Here is a 13,567-nt window from a genome sequence, read left to right as displayed (position 1 = left end):
GTTGATGCGAACCGGCGGATCCGCTTTGCTGAATGGCCCTTCGAGTGCCGGGCTGAACGGGATAATGCTGTTATTCCTTAATATGCCGGCCGGGTATTCTCCGTTACAAGAATGGAAGGCTGCAGCCTGCGTAGGATGATGCTTGCAGCGAATAAGGGTGGCACCACGGTCTCACGTCCCTTGCGGATGTGAGGCTTTTTTGCGTTCCTATATGCTCCCGCAGGACGGGGCAGACTTGGATTAAATGACAATATAAATAAATGGAGGGCTAGTCATGAAAACCGTATTATCGGGAATTCAGCCAAGCGGTAATCTAACGCTCGGCAACTACATCGGAGCCATTAAAAATTTTGTGAAGCTGCAAAACGAGCATGACTGTTATTTTATGGTGGTCGATCTGCACGCAATAACGGTACCGCAGGAGCCTAGCTCGCTGCGGGATCGCTCGGAATCGGTCGCGGCCCTGTACGTTGCCGCCGGAATCGACCCGAACCGCGCCAATATCTTTTTGCAGTCCCATGTTCCTCAACACGCCGAGCTGGGATGGATCATGACCACCCTGGTGAATATGGGCGAGCTGGAACGGATGACCCAGTTCAAGGACAAATCGGAAGGCAAGGAATCGGTTGGGGCCGGCTTGTTCGTTTATCCTGCGCTCATGGCCGCAGACATTTTGCTGTATAATGCAAATCTTGTGCCGGTGGGAGACGACCAGAAGCAGCATTTGGAAATCACGCGCGATTTGGCTGCACGCTTCAATCATCGGTTCGGTCCGTATTTCAATATTCCGGAGCCGTTCATCCCTGAAGTCGGTGCGCGAATCATGTCGCTGGACGACGCCTCCAAAAAGATGAGCAAGAGCAATCCGGTTGAGGGCAGTTATATCGCGATGCTGGATACGCCGGATCAAATTCGCAAGAAAATCAGCCGGGCTACAACCGACTCCGGAGCCGAAGTGGTGTATGATCCTTCCGCTAAGCCTGAGGTGAGCAATCTGATGAGCATCTATTCGGAGTGTGCTGGGGTGTCTTTGCAGGAAGTGCAGTCTCGTTTCGAAGGAAAGATGTACGGGGCATTCAAGAAGGAGCTTGGCGAAGTTGTCGTAGCCGCTCTGGAGCCGCTTCAGAACAGATACCACGAAATTCGCCAAACCGGTGAAATTCATGACATTCTCGCCAAGGGAGCCGAGCAGGCGCAGAAGACCGCTGCCCAAATACTCGATGGCGTGAAGGACAAGATGGGATTTCTGGCTCCTAAATAAACAAGGGTCTTCTAGGAAGGCTTGCGCTTGGATTTAATAATGAATCCCCAGCCTATGTTGAGGATGGAGAGCAGCGCCAGACCGACGGCCAGAAATCCGTTGTAGCTGATGGATATGGCGGAGGCGGTCAACAGGACGATGGAAGAGACCGCAAACCATAGGGATAAGCCTTTACTCATTATGAAAAAAACCTCCAAAGATTAAAATTTTAAAAATACGTATAACGTTGCAAGAAGGAGCCATAATAAGTTTGCAAGCTTGCACTGGAAAACAGACATTCAGTGAAGGGAGATTTTTAATATGGCACGTCGCAGCAACAATTTGGTTGTACCTCAAGCTACTGCAGCATTACAACGTTTGAAACTCGAGGCTGCTCAAGAACTAGGCGTAACGATTCCTCAGGACGGTTACTATGGTAACTATACTTCCCGTGAAACAGGATCCCTGGGCGGATACATTACTAAACGTTTGGTACAGCAAGCTGAACAGGCTCTTTCGGGGTCTGGCCGCACGCTGTAATTTCTCTCTCATAACGTGAGTATGGAAGCCCGGAGCGCTATGTCAGCGCTCCGGGCTTTGTATTCATATCAGGGGCCCGACAGGCATCCTGCTACATAGACAAATTGTGCCTTAAACAACGGCGAAACGTCAAGGTGATATCCCTTCCAAATGTCACTGAATTGTCATATAGATGGAATGAATTCCGAAGGATTGCTAAACACTTTTTACTAATGATATGATAAACTTTATAGCGGAGGCAGTACTTCCTCCATAACGACAGATACAAGGAGGAACGTTAACACGTGGATAATCACTTGAGATACCAGGCTCCTTCAGAATCCGCAGCACTGGCCTCGGCAGCGCCTGCACCTCCCGATAAGGCGGGGACTTGGAAAGATTTTATCACGGTGACGAAACCCGGAATCATCCGGTCAAATTTGATAGCGGCTTTTGCCGGATTTTGGCTGGCATCGCGTTGGGATATCCAATTTGGATTGATGATTATGACACTTCTCGGAACTGTGCTTGTCATGGCTTCGTCCTGTGTTTTCAATAACTATTTCGACCGGGAGCTCGACATGAAGATGGAGCGTACCCGGAATCGCTCCCTTCCAACCGGGCGTTTGACACCCAAGGTTGTTCTTTGGTATGCCGTCATTCTGGGGGTCGTGGGACTAGCCGTGCTGTTCCTGTTCTCAGGCGTGCTGGCAGGCCTATTCGGAGCCGTCGGAATGTTCGTTTACGTTGTGGTGTACACTCTCTGGCTTAAACGTTCTTCTACATGGAGCACGTCGGTCGGAGCGATCTCCGGTGCCATGCCTCCGGTAATCGGCTATGTGGCCGTAACCGGAAGCGTAGATATGGCAGCCGTCCTGCTCTTCGCCCTGCTGTTTCTCTGGCAGCCGCCGCATTTCTGGGCGCTGGGCATTCGCCGGGTGGAAGAATACCGTGCAGCGGGATTCCCTTTGTTGCCGGTTGTCAAAGGAATTAAACGCACGAAGTATCAGATGATTCCTTACCTGGTGCTTCTCATACCGATCCCCATCCTGATGTATGCATACGGATATGCCGGTATATTCTTTCTGGTCATCGGACTCCTTCTGGCTATTTGGTGGCTCTACGCCGCACTCCAAGGTTTCCGTGCCAAGGACGATGAAGCTTGGTCCAAAAAAGTATTCATTATCTCCATCAACTACTTGACCTTGAGCCTGATCGTTCTCATACTCAATACCACCTTTTAACAGGTGGCTGGGCTTTTAGCGATACACTAAAACCTGATAGAACAGGGATTGCCTGAGACGAAGGGAGAACGGGGAAGGTCATGAATGCATTCAAACGTTACAAATGGACTTGGGTACTGCTCGCTATATGCGTAATAGCAGCCATCTACCTGGTATACAACTCGCTTGGATTCGGAAAGGAGAAGTTTCCGATCGTTCGTGAGGTTGCTGCCTATTCCATGGAGAATGTAGATGGGAAAACGATCACGTCGGAGGATACCAAAGGCAAGGTGAAGCTTATGTACTTCTATTTCACCAGCTGCCCGGATGTGTGCCCGATTACGACGCTGGTTCTGTCTCAGATCCAGGAGGACTTGAAAAAAGAAGGTTTATTCGGTAAAGAAGTTAACTTTGTGTCCATCTCCTTTGATCCGGAGACCGATACGAAAGAGAAGATTAAGGAGTTCGGAGACCGATTCTATGCCGATTACAGCGGCTGGTACTTCCTGCGTGGAGACCAGGAGGAAACGCGGAAGCTGATGCAGGAGTCTTTCAAAATTCCGCTGCTGGGCAACAATTCGACGAATTTCACGCATGGCAATTCCATTGCCTTGGTGGACCGGGACAATAATATCCGGAAGACCTATAATGCTGCGGATCCATCCGAAGTGAAGACCGAGGATATCGTGAAGGACATCAAGGCTTTGATTAAGGAATAAATTGCAGGTAAAACCAAAAGGCGCGCTCTATCGTTAAAGATGGAGGACGCCTTTTTTATTTAAATAGCGAAAATTGAAGCCATTCAAGATGCTCTTGTGATCCTTGACAATAGACACGGTTCATCAAAATACGTCAGGGGGCGGGTAGATGATGAATTCCTCCAGCCCTGCCTTCTCCAGCTGGGCAATCAAGTATTCGTCGGGAGTTCCTTCAACGCCGGCATATCCCCGGCGGGTATAGATTTGTTCGGCATCTGGAAAGACGTCGCGCAGAGCCCCGCGAATTTTTTTGCCGGAGCTGTCGTTATCCATAAAAAGGTACACCTCTTGATCCTTCACCTGTTTATGCAGACTCTCAAGCTTGGCGGTGTTTAACGTTCCGAATGTGCACAGGATGGTTATATCCGAAGTCAGCAGCCGACGCAGCCGGCTCCGGTCGTTCTTGCCCTCTACAATAAGAAATATCGGCATCTTTTTATCACCTCTGTCATGATACGGAGATCCTTGGCAGCATTCCCCGGGAAATGTTGATCTGCCGTCGAATGATGTAGGTATAGTGTAACTTGTTTTCTGCCGATCATGCAAAAGGAGGCATAATAAACGGCCATCCAGTGGATGGCCGCAATAAGATTAATCCATGTATTCTAGTTAGAAACAGCTCAGAATGATGACGAGCAGAATGTACAATACAAGAATCATTCCTACGGAATTTCCATGGCCCCCATGGCAATGTTTATGATGAACATGACTCATGATTACTTCACCCCTTGGTTAAATGTTCGTGGTCATTTGCCACACTGTATCTTATGTGGGTTTACCCATATGGACTGTGTATTGGCCCATCCGCGTTGATTTGGGCGCTGTTTTTAGCATGGTACAAATTCATCAGACGGTTGAGATTGGGGTTTCGGGCGAGATGGCTGTCAAAGGTGCTTCACGATTGCGTTTGGGGAGCAGCAGCAGGACCGTCATCAGCATAAGAAACGCAACAAAATAAGGGGATATCACCGTGCGCAGTTGTCCAGCCGCGATCGGGCCGACAAAGGATCCCAGCGACATGGCGATGGACTGAAATGAGAACACTTTGCCAAGCCTGCCTCCGCCGCTGAGCTGAATGAACAAAGAGGATAAAGCCGGGAATAGCAAACCTTTGGCAAGTCCGAGCGTAAACAGGATAATCATAATCGGTACATGGTCTGCTGCAGCGAGGGCGTAGAAGCATATGGCCAGCCCGAATACGCCGATGGTCACCCTGATATGAGGCGCATAACGGTTGAGGAACAGCATGCTTAGCGTGACCAGGGCTCCAAGGCTAATGACGGAGAAGAGAAGCCCGGTGGACATAATGCTTGCCAGCCCGCTTTCCCGAAGCGGTATTTCAAAGAACAGGATTCCCTGAGAGCAAGCGATCGCAAAAGGAATCAAATATAAGCGCAAGCTAAACGGAAGCCGTGCCGGCTTCTCGTTGTTGATCGGTTCAGCCTGCTGATCCTTATGTTTAGCAGCGGCCGACATCGGCTTCGGGAGACTGAGAAACGCCATCAAGCCTGTGAAAATCAAAAGCCAGCCCAGACTCTGGAATGTGCCGGAAAATCCCGCATTGGCGACGATGAAAGCTCCTGCAGCCGGCGACAAGACAGAGGCAAGGGTGTGGATCACGCCATGACCGGACATATATTTGCCCTGCGTAACGGGATCCCGGGAGAGCGACGCCAGCAGCGCCAGGCAGGCCGGTGACAGAAAGGCCAGCACGAAGCCGCTGATCGAGCGGAGCACGAGCAGCTGCCAGGGCAATTGGACATGGGCCTGAAGAAGCAGAATGATACCGGCGGCGGTTAGGCTGAAAATAATGTAGCGTCTGCTGCCGTGACGATCGATCAGACTGCCCGCAAGCAGGTTGCCGGGCAGATGGGTTAGAGCATAAATGCCCATCATCCAGCCGATAAACGTAGGGGCTGCTCCAAGTGAAATGGCAAAGGGCGTCAGTACAGGATACTGAGCATGCAAATCAAAAAACGCCAGAAACAAAAACATATAGAGCCATAAAGCGGTTTTCAATATGGCACCCTCCTATCCGGCTAAAGTTGATATGGTACTACTACTTGTACGTACGAAAGGTCAAGCTTAGACCTTTTTGTGAAAAGACCCGGTTGGCTGACAGCTTTGCGGGGTATCATGTATAATTAACAAGACGGCCATAAACCGCCGCTTTTGAAACGATTGACGGGAGTGAAAACGAATTGGATACTCAGGTCTGGATTGAATTTCTTAAACAAAATTGGCTGGTCATCGCCATCGCCTTAATCATCTTGTTTATCGTGCTGAACGTGGTGAGAACCGTCATTAAGTGGGCACTTGCCGTGCTCATCATCGGGGGATTGTTGGTGTACAGCGGAATTTCCCTGGACAAAATCGGCGAGGTTGTAACCACGGTCAAGGAAGAGACGGTGGATACGATAAAAAAAGAAGCGCTGAACATGATGATGAAGGAAGCGAAGGAAGCACAATATACTTCGAATGGAGACGGCACGTACTCCATTAAAGCGCCCAATCTCGAGTTGAAAGGAAGCGCCGGTTCGAAAGAGGTGGAAGTCACCTTCCGCGGTGTTTCGGTAGGGAAGTGGGACATCAACGATACGATTCAGAGCTTTATCGATGATGCCAAGAGCAATTCGGCATCGAAATAACAAATGATGAACGCAATCGGATGCGGATGTAAGCTGGCAGCATGTCCATGAGCGGTTAAGCTTACGTCCGTTGACAAGACATCATGGGATAGGAGGGGATACCGTTTGATGTCGGCATGGAAGGAAAGTGTGCTGGATGGGAACGGAATCACCATCTTGCTGCTGCTGATTGTGGCTTTTTCACTCATTCAGGGATGGAGTCGCGGAGCCTCCCGCTCAGCCGGGAAGCTTGTTTTTTTTCTGGGGGACGCGGTGCTTCGCCTGGTCGGGCTTGCGATCTCCGTTCCTTTTACATTATGGCTGTCGCCTAAGGCAGGCGATTGGCTGGGCACGGTCTCCGGTTTACCGAATCGGGAGCTGCGCTTCTGGGAGCAGATTTATTATACGGCCGTAAAATCGCTGGCGGATTTCCCGCTGCTTCGGTTTGCGGTCCTCTTTATGCTGAGTTATGCCGTTATCGTGTTTATGCTGCGGCTGCTGGTTTCCCTGATCATGGGAGGCGGGCTGGGACTCTTCGGAACGAAAAAAGAAACCTCGGCATCGCTGCTGAGCCGGCTGACCGGTGCCGGAATCGGCGTCGTCATGGGCGCAGCGCGGAGCATTATTGTGATTGCTATCTTATTCATCTTCGTCAGTCTGAATCCTGATCACGGCTTCAGCCGGTATGTCGAGGCTTCTCCGGTTTATCAGCAGGGGGCGCGGGCTGTGATCGAGCCCTTGTCGGGTTCTCTCGTCAAGGAAAAGCTGCCGGTGTTTACCCAGTCGGTTCAGGAAGAATTGAATGGGATCATTCAGCGAAAGTACGAGGTCATCGACCATCAAATCCCCGAGGGCATCGAGCAGACGGCTGCCCATGTCGTGAAGGGGGCATCAACCGATGAAGAGAAAGCGCGAAAGCTTTATGATTGGGTAGGCAGCCGGATCGCATACGACCACGACAAAGTGACGCTGTATGAAGAGCAGCGGATATGGAAAGAGCAGACGCCGCAGAATACCTACGATACGAGGTTAGGGGTATGCATTGATTACGCCCGGTTGTATGCCATGATGGCGAGGTCGCAGGATCTTAAAGTCAGAGTGGTTACCGGCAGGGGATATAACGGACAAGGCGGTTATGGTCCGCACGCATGGAATGAAGTCTACTTGAGCGAAGAGAAGCGCTGGATCCCTCTTGACCCGACCTGGGCACAGAGCGGCAACTGGTTTAATCCGCCGCGATTTAATGAGACGCATATTAAAGAGCAGGTATTTTAATAGAGTGATAGAGGCAGGGGCGGCTTTCTAGCAAGGAAGTCCGCCCTTGCCTATCCGATGTGCCTTCAGATGAAGTGGGGGGGCGTTTATGTTAATATGGGTTTATGTGATTGTGGATAAAGGGGAGAAGCTTACGTGAAAGGGTTTAGGCCGGACAAGCGCAAACAAGAAGAACAAGATGCCGGCAGTCAGTTTAACTTGCGGGTTAATCTATTTTTTTTCAGCACGTTTATTATATTCTGCGTCATTATTATACGTCTTGCCATACTGCAGTTCGTGGAAGGTCCTGAGCTGAAAGAGCTCGAAACCGGCGGGCAGGTTAAAAATTTCCCGCTTCAGCCGATTCGGGGCAGCATCATCGATGCTTCCGGAACGCCGATTGCCTACTCGACACCCTCCCAAGCCCTGTATTTAACGCTGTTAAAGGATTACAGTTCATCCGAACGAGGGAAGAAGAACCGTCCGGAAATCGAAAAGCTGGCCGAGGAAATGGTCAGGGTCTTCGATCAATACGGTGATCCGAAAGCAGAGAAATTAACGGTGGATGATGTAATCAAAGCGATGGACCTGGAATTTAACAAGCAGCCGGGTTATGAGCCGAGACGCATCAAAGCGGATCTCTCGACTAAAGAAGTGGCTTACTTTATGGAGCATAAGAACGAGTATCCCGGAGTCGAGGTCGTGGAAGAGAGCCAGCGTCAATACAACCCGGACAAAATCGCCGTTCAAACGATTGGATATTTGAAAGAGTTCCGCGGCATTAAGACACTGGACAAATATAAAGAGATTGATGAGCAGAACAAGAAGCAAAAGGATCCGGGACTCATCTACACGGAGCAGGAGAAGGTCGGCGTAGACGGACTCGAAATGATGTTCCAAGATGAGCTGCGCGGCAAGAACGGATATATCGGCATTCCGATTAATCCGCAGAACATGGCGGACGGGGTACCGACCATGATTGCCCCGGAGAAGGGTTACAACATCCATACGACGATTCATAAGGATATCCAAAAAGCTACGCAGCAGGCGATCATCGATCAGCTGAAATGGCTGCACGCCAATCCGGTTTCCGGCAAAACGCATCCGAATGCGCTCACGGGTTATGCGGTAGCGATGGAAGTGGATACCGGCAACATTGTCGCCATGGCCAGTATGCCAGATTATGACCCCAATGTATGGGAGAATGGAACCGACGATTGGGAATCCGTCATGAAGTATTACGGTAACGGTACGATCTCTCCGTACAGTTCCGGGCGCTCCGGCAACAATCTGGAATCGGTCGTGCTGCTTGGCTCGACGATGAAACCTTTGTCGGTGCTGATCGGGCTTAACGAAAACTTGTTCGGGCCGAACGATTACTATTATGACGGCGGCGCGGCATTCTTCGGTAAGGATAATACGAGGGTTCGGAACTCCGGCGGTAAAGCCTACGGGTCCCTGAACGCAAGAAAAGCGATCGAGCATTCCTCCAATGCCTTTATGGTTGATTGGATCGGGGAAAAGCTGTACAACAAGTATGGCTCCGAATCCGTTGAGGTATGGGATAGATACATGAAGAAATTCGGGCTTGGGGTATCCACCGAATCCGGTCTGCCAAAGGAGCATAAAGGCATCATCGAATATACCAACATCGAGCAGGCGGGAAGTTATTTGGCTGCCATGGCGTACGCCTCCTTCGGACAGTCGGGCAAATATACGACGCTCCAATTGGCGCAGTATGCCAGCACGCTTGCCAATCGGGGAGAACGCATCCGTCCGCAGCTCGCCAGCAAGATTGTGGATCAGGACGGCAATGTGATCAAGGAGTTCAAGCGCGAAGTATTGAATAAAGAGGAATTCCCGCAGCAGTACTGGAATGAAGTCATTGCAGGGATGAACACGCAGGGACTTCGGGCTTTCGAGGATTTCAAATATGATTTTGCGCGGAAAACAGGAACATCCGAGCAGGATATTTATAAAAACGGCACTCGGATCCGGGTGGAAAACGGGGTGTTCATCGCCTTTGCACCGCGACAAAACCCGAAACTGGCCGTTGCCGTAGTCATTCCGGAAGCAGGCTTCGGTTCTCAGAGTGCCGCGCCGGTTGCACGTAAAATTTTCGACGCTTATGACGAGATTTACGGACTGGACGGTACGCCGCACCCTAAAAAAACCGAGGGTGAGAATGAGGACGGCAGTACGAACGAATAATCGACAAACGGCAGCCAATAGCCCTGCAGGGTTGGCTGCCGTTTTTTTGTCATACATGGGCGTCCGGGGCCTTGTCCGCCACGAGATTCAGAACAACGCCAAACTCCAGCAGCGCTTTGAGGCCGCAGAGCACCATGGTGTATCCTCCCATGGAATCAATGGCCCCATGCAACATCTCATCATCATTTCCTGTAAATCCGGAATGGGTAATGGCAACGAAGGTCTCATGTTCGCCCCGCGGGGTGAATATCCACTCGGTCCTGGTTTGATCGGAAGATTCGATGGCGATGCGGCGGTTCTCCTCGATATCGTGCACATACAAGTCATCAAACACGCCATACATTTCCCAATCCCAGCGGATATGCCGGCCCTTCTCAAGTCTGCCGCTGCTTTTGGTAAACCAGAACTTGGTTGTGATATCAGGGTCGATGAAAGCCTCGAAAACTTCTGAAACGGGTCTACGAATCAACATCTCTGCCGTGACGACGGGATTCTGATTGAGCTTGGTCATTGGGGTGCATAACTCCTTTCGGGGTTGTCTTCATACTCATCCTAGCATACCGTAATGAGTATTCTTTCTTTTACATTGCTTATTTATTTCAAGGGGCTTGTCGTTTGTTCGAGCACCCTCGAGGAAATCTTGCGTCAGGCCGGGTTCTGCCTGGTTTGGCATGCATCGAGGGGCTGCTCATTCAGGGGAATGTTTTGACGCCCGGCCTTTTGTGGTAAAATGTCGTTATGTTTGCTTTGATTCGTAAGGGGGTTAATACCATGAAACATAAATATCGGTTGTTGGCACTGGATATGGACGGTACGCTGCTTCAGGACGACCATGAAGTATCCGAGGAAACGGTGAAGTGGATCAAGGAGGCGGTGCGGCACGGCATTCACGTCTGCCTCTCGACGGGCCGGCCGTTTCAGGATGCTTATCCGTATGCCAAGCAGCTTGAACTGACGACGCCGATGGTAACGGTGAACGGCGGCGAAGTATGGCGTGCGCCGTATGAATTGCATCGCCGCGCGCTGCTCGACAGCAAGCTCGTGGAACAAATGCATGCACTCGCGGTTGAAACCGGATCGTGGTTCTGGGCGTATTCAGTAGATAGATTGTATAACTCTGAGAACTGGACCGACGATGTCGCGAATCAGGAGTGGCTGAAATTCGGATATAACACGAATGATCATGAGGTACGCCACAATATCATGATGCGACTGCAGGATATGGGCGGACTGGAGATCACGAACTCTTCGCCGGACAACCTGGAAATCAATCCGCAGGGCGTCAACAAAGCAACCGGGATCGGACAGGTGTGCGAGCTGCTCGGTATCAGCATGTCCGAGGTTGTAGCCGTAGGAGACAGCCTGAACGACCTGGCCGTCATCCAGCAGGCCGGCCTCGGCGTGGCCATGGGCAATGCCCAGCAGACCGTGAAGGATGAGGCGGATCTTGTGGTTTCCAGCAACAATGAGGACGGCATCGTCGAAGTCATCAGGGATCATATTTTGATCGAAGGGTGAGATGTTGATGGACGTATTGGGCTGGATTATCGTCATCGCTCTGTTTATCATTGGGATGGCCGGAGCGATATACCCTATTCTGCCGGGGGTTGTCGCCATTTACCTGGCGTTGTTCGTTTACGGCTGGTTCTTTACATTCGAGCATTACAATGCATGGTTCTGGATTATCCAGACCATCATTCTGGTGGTGCTCTTCATTGCCGATTATGCGGTTAATGCCTGGGGAGTCAAGAAGCTCGGCGGTTCCAAAGCCTCGATCTGGGGCAGCACGATCGGACTTATTATCGGACCGTTCGTGATACCGGCCTTCGGGTTGATTATCGGACCGTTCCTCGGCGCATTTTTGGGTGAAATGCTGGCAGGCTCGGGAGCAAGCAAATCCATGAAGGTTGGCTTCGGATCGGTAGTTGGATTGTTTAGCAGCATTGTGGTGAAGATTATATTGCAGCTTGCGATGATCATCATTTTCTTCATCTGGATTTTCTAATAGAGCATAGCAATCGCTGTAAGAGGCGCTTTGGAGGAGAAAGAAGGGTACGGTTTTGTCTAAGAAAGAGTCATTTATTAAAGGCACCATCATCTTGGCCGCTGCTGCGCTGGTAGCCCGGGTGCTGGGCCTTGCTCAGCGGGTGCCGCTGGAGCATATGCTGAATGATATCGGGGATGCCTCGTTTACGATCGCCAATAACGTATATCTAATGCTGTTAACGGTAGCAACGGCCGGCATTCCCAGCACGCTCAGTAAAATGGTATCGGAGCGCCATGCTTTGAACAAGCCTGCGGAGGCTCGGCGCGTCTATCATGCTGCGCTTATTTTTGCCGGGGCAGCGGGCGTTGTCATGACGCTGCTCCTTTACTTCGGAGCTCCTTTTTATGCCACTCATATAGCCAAGCAGCCGGAGGCCGCCGCTGCCATTCAAGCGCTCGCTCCGGCGCTGCTGCTGTTTCCGGCCATCGCCATGATGCGGGGATACTTCCAAGGGCGCAATAATATGACGGCTGGCGGCATATCGCAAATTATCGAGCAGATTGCACGGGTTCTGACAGCGATCGGCTTGGCCTATGTGCTGCTGCGTTTGGGATATGACGATACCTGGATCGCGGCAGGTGCCTCCTTCGGGGGCGTCCTCGGCAGTATCGGGGCATTTGCGGTCATGCTGTATTTTACGGTGAAGCTTCGCCGAAACGATCGTGAGCTCAAAATGCCGGCGGCGGACCGCTCGATTCCGCTTGGCGGGATATACCGGGATATATTCACGCTGTCTATACCGATTGTGCTGTCTTCCCTGGCTGTTCCGGCGGTCAACTTCATTGACAGCTCCATTGTGAAGCCGCTGTTGATCGGGCAGGTTGGTCTGGGAGAGGCTACTGCAGCCCTCGCGGTATTAGGAAACCGAGCGCAAAGCGTAGCGGGCATTCCGCCGATTCTAGCCATTGCCCTCAGCACCTCGCTCATTCCGATCATCTCTGCCGCTTTTGCGAGGAAAGATCAGGAACATTTGGAACAGCAAGTATCGCTGGCCATGCGAGTTGCCATATTGACGGGTATGCCGATGGTGATTGCGCTCTGCGTTGCATCCTATTCCATCAACGGATTGCTGTTTAGTTCCCTCGGCGGAAGCGGGATCATCGGGTTCCTGACATTCGGTACGATTTTTCAGATCACGATGATGACAACGAACTCCATTCTTCTTGGAATCGGCAAGGCCAAGCTCTCGATGGTTCACGTGATGATCGGGATAGCGGTCAAGCTTGTTGCCAGCTTCCTGCTTGCTCCGTTGTTTGGCATTTACGGCATCATCGGGAGCACGGCTCTCTGTTTCCTTGTCATTACGATGCTGAACGTCAGATCGATCAAGGCGATTGTATCCTTCTCGATCCTGGGCAAACGCTGGATGGGCTTCATACTAACGGTTGCTGCCGCAGGAGGGATCGGTTACGGCCTGAATCTGGCGGGTATTCAGATGGTCGATGTCATGCCGGCACGTTTGGCATTCCTGCTGACCTGTCTGGTTGTAGGCGTAGCCGTAGTCATTATATATCTTGTGCTGCTGGTGGTGTTTGGCGTACTGCGGCAATCGGAGCTTAGCAGTTACCCGCGTCCTTTGCAGAAGGTATTCCGTCCGCTGATGAGACTGCAGCCTGCGCGTATGCGGGAACGGGGATAAACCTATGATTCAAGAACAGCACATCTATTCATTCATCCGTTAGAGAAGA

At 51.2% G+C, this 13,567-nt stretch carries 14 protein-coding genes and 1 other annotated feature (1 of these 15 cut by a window edge); of the genes, 10 read left to right on the top strand and 4 right to left on the bottom strand.

Features of this window, described 5'->3' with window-relative positions:
* Window positions 1–184, top strand: a binding site (T-box leader); it begins 58 nt to the left of the window's first position.
* Window positions 185–274: 90 nt separating this feature from the next.
* Window positions 275–1,261, top strand: coding sequence for a tryptophan--tRNA ligase (gene trpS, locus MHI43_RS27685; protein WP_015737432.1), 987 nt, complete (start codon window positions 275–277; stop codon window positions 1,259–1,261).
* Window positions 1,262–1,272: 11 nt separating this feature from the next.
* Here the strand turns inward: trpS and MHI43_RS27680 are convergent, their stop codons facing one another.
* Window positions 1,273–1,440, bottom strand: a complete 168-nt coding sequence (locus MHI43_RS27680) for a hypothetical protein (protein ID WP_009592873.1) — start codon at window positions 1,438–1,440, stop codon at window positions 1,273–1,275.
* A gap of 121 nt (window positions 1,441–1,561) precedes the next feature.
* On the opposite strand from MHI43_RS27680, the gene MHI43_RS27675 reads away from it, so the two are divergent.
* The 3 genes from MHI43_RS27675 (at window position 1,562) to MHI43_RS27665 (ending at window position 3,701) form a co-directional block, all read left to right on the top strand.
* A complete protein-coding gene (locus MHI43_RS27675) occupies window positions 1,562–1,780 on the top strand; it encodes an alpha/beta-type small acid-soluble spore protein (RefSeq protein ID WP_015737431.1) in 219 nt (72 codons plus the stop codon).
* Between the two features lie 284 nt (window positions 1,781–2,064).
* Window positions 2,065–3,003, top strand: coding sequence for a heme o synthase (gene cyoE / locus MHI43_RS27670; RefSeq protein ID WP_009592896.1), 939 nt, complete (start codon window positions 2,065–2,067; stop codon window positions 3,001–3,003).
* A gap of 80 nt (window positions 3,004–3,083) precedes the next feature.
* On the top strand, window positions 3,084–3,701 hold the full coding sequence (locus tag MHI43_RS27665) for an SCO family protein (protein WP_015737430.1): 618 nt from the start codon (window positions 3,084–3,086) through the stop codon (window positions 3,699–3,701).
* 123 nt (window positions 3,702–3,824) lie between these two features.
* On the opposite strand, the gene MHI43_RS27660 is transcribed toward MHI43_RS27665, so the two are convergent.
* Both MHI43_RS27660 and MHI43_RS27655 read right to left on the bottom strand, forming a co-directional pair.
* A complete protein-coding gene (locus tag MHI43_RS27660; RefSeq protein ID WP_009592860.1) occupies window positions 3,825–4,172 on the bottom strand; it encodes a toprim domain-containing protein in 348 nt (115 codons plus the stop codon).
* A 414-nt stretch (window positions 4,173–4,586) separates the two neighbouring features.
* Window positions 4,587–5,759: an MFS transporter gene (locus tag MHI43_RS27655; protein ID WP_015737429.1), complete on the bottom strand. Its 1,173-nt coding sequence runs from the start codon at window positions 5,757–5,759 to the stop codon at window positions 4,587–4,589.
* A 182-nt stretch (window positions 5,760–5,941) separates the two neighbouring features.
* Here MHI43_RS27655 and MHI43_RS27650 point away from each other — a divergent pair, with 182 nt between their 5' ends.
* From MHI43_RS27650 to MHI43_RS27640, 3 genes are all read left to right on the top strand, one after another.
* Window positions 5,942–6,388 carry a hypothetical protein gene (locus MHI43_RS27650; protein ID WP_009592905.1) on the top strand — a complete coding sequence of 149 codons (447 nt, stop codon included), beginning with the start codon at window positions 5,942–5,944 and terminating at the stop codon, window positions 6,386–6,388.
* Window positions 6,389–6,493: 105 nt separating this feature from the next.
* Complete coding sequence (locus MHI43_RS27645; RefSeq protein WP_085982515.1) at window positions 6,494–7,642, top strand: transglutaminase domain-containing protein; 1,149 nt, start codon at window positions 6,494–6,496, stop codon at window positions 7,640–7,642.
* 135 nt (window positions 7,643–7,777) lie between these two features.
* Entirely contained in the window at window positions 7,778–9,832 is a 2,055-nt protein-coding gene (locus MHI43_RS27640) for a penicillin-binding transpeptidase domain-containing protein (protein ID WP_015737427.1), read from the top strand.
* Between the two features lie 49 nt (window positions 9,833–9,881).
* Here the strand turns inward: MHI43_RS27640 and MHI43_RS27635 are convergent, their stop codons facing one another.
* Window positions 9,882–10,343, bottom strand: a complete 462-nt coding sequence (locus tag MHI43_RS27635; protein WP_015737426.1) for an SRPBCC family protein — start codon at window positions 10,341–10,343, stop codon at window positions 9,882–9,884.
* 260 nt (window positions 10,344–10,603) lie between these two features.
* On the opposite strand from MHI43_RS27635, the gene MHI43_RS27630 reads away from it, so the two are divergent.
* Genes MHI43_RS27630 through MHI43_RS27620 form a run of 3 tightly spaced genes read left to right on the top strand, consistent with a single transcriptional unit; the run spans window position 10,604 to window position 13,518 of the window.
* Entirely contained in the window at window positions 10,604–11,350 is a 747-nt protein-coding gene (locus tag MHI43_RS27630; protein WP_015737425.1) for a Cof-type HAD-IIB family hydrolase, read from the top strand.
* Window positions 11,351–11,357: 7 nt separating this feature from the next.
* Window positions 11,358–11,837, top strand: coding sequence for a DUF456 family protein (locus MHI43_RS27625; RefSeq protein ID WP_009592909.1), 480 nt, complete (start codon window positions 11,358–11,360; stop codon window positions 11,835–11,837).
* 55 nt (window positions 11,838–11,892) lie between these two features.
* The gene (locus MHI43_RS27620) at window positions 11,893–13,518 is read left to right on the top strand and encodes a polysaccharide biosynthesis protein (protein ID WP_015737423.1); all 1,626 of its coding nucleotides are present in this window, start codon (window positions 11,893–11,895) and stop codon (window positions 13,516–13,518) included.
* Window positions 13,519–13,567 lie beyond the last annotated feature (49 nt).

Origin of the sequence: Paenibacillus sp. FSL H8-0457, assembly GCF_038051935.1 — a bacterium.
Classification (GTDB): domain Bacteria; phylum Bacillota; class Bacilli; order Paenibacillales; family Paenibacillaceae; genus Paenibacillus_AQ; species Paenibacillus_AQ lautus_A.
This window is presented reverse-complemented; position numbering and strand designations above follow the sequence as displayed.

What these genes read in the sequence shown, in the direction of transcription:
- MHI43_RS27665 (WP_015737430.1), top strand. Translation starts at nt 3,084, where the DNA reads ATGAATGCATTCAAACGTTACAAATGGACTTGGGTACTGCTCGCTATA.
- MHI43_RS27635 (WP_015737426.1), bottom strand. Translation starts at nt 10,343, where the DNA reads ATGACCAAGCTCAATCAGAATCCCGTCGTCACGGCAGAGATGTTGATT.
- MHI43_RS27625 (WP_009592909.1), top strand. Translation starts at nt 11,358, where the DNA reads ATGGACGTATTGGGCTGGATTATCGTCATCGCTCTGTTTATCATTGGG.
- MHI43_RS27660 (WP_009592860.1), bottom strand. Translation starts at nt 4,172, where the DNA reads ATGCCGATATTTCTTATTGTAGAGGGCAAGAACGACCGGAGCCGGCTG.
- MHI43_RS27630 (WP_015737425.1), top strand. Translation starts at nt 10,604, where the DNA reads ATGAAACATAAATATCGGTTGTTGGCACTGGATATGGACGGTACGCTG.
- MHI43_RS27680 (WP_009592873.1), bottom strand. Translation starts at nt 1,440, where the DNA reads ATGAGTAAAGGCTTATCCCTATGGTTTGCGGTCTCTTCCATCGTCCTG.
- MHI43_RS27675 (WP_015737431.1), top strand. Translation starts at nt 1,562, where the DNA reads ATGGCACGTCGCAGCAACAATTTGGTTGTACCTCAAGCTACTGCAGCA.
- trpS (WP_015737432.1), top strand. Translation starts at nt 275, where the DNA reads ATGAAAACCGTATTATCGGGAATTCAGCCAAGCGGTAATCTAACGCTC.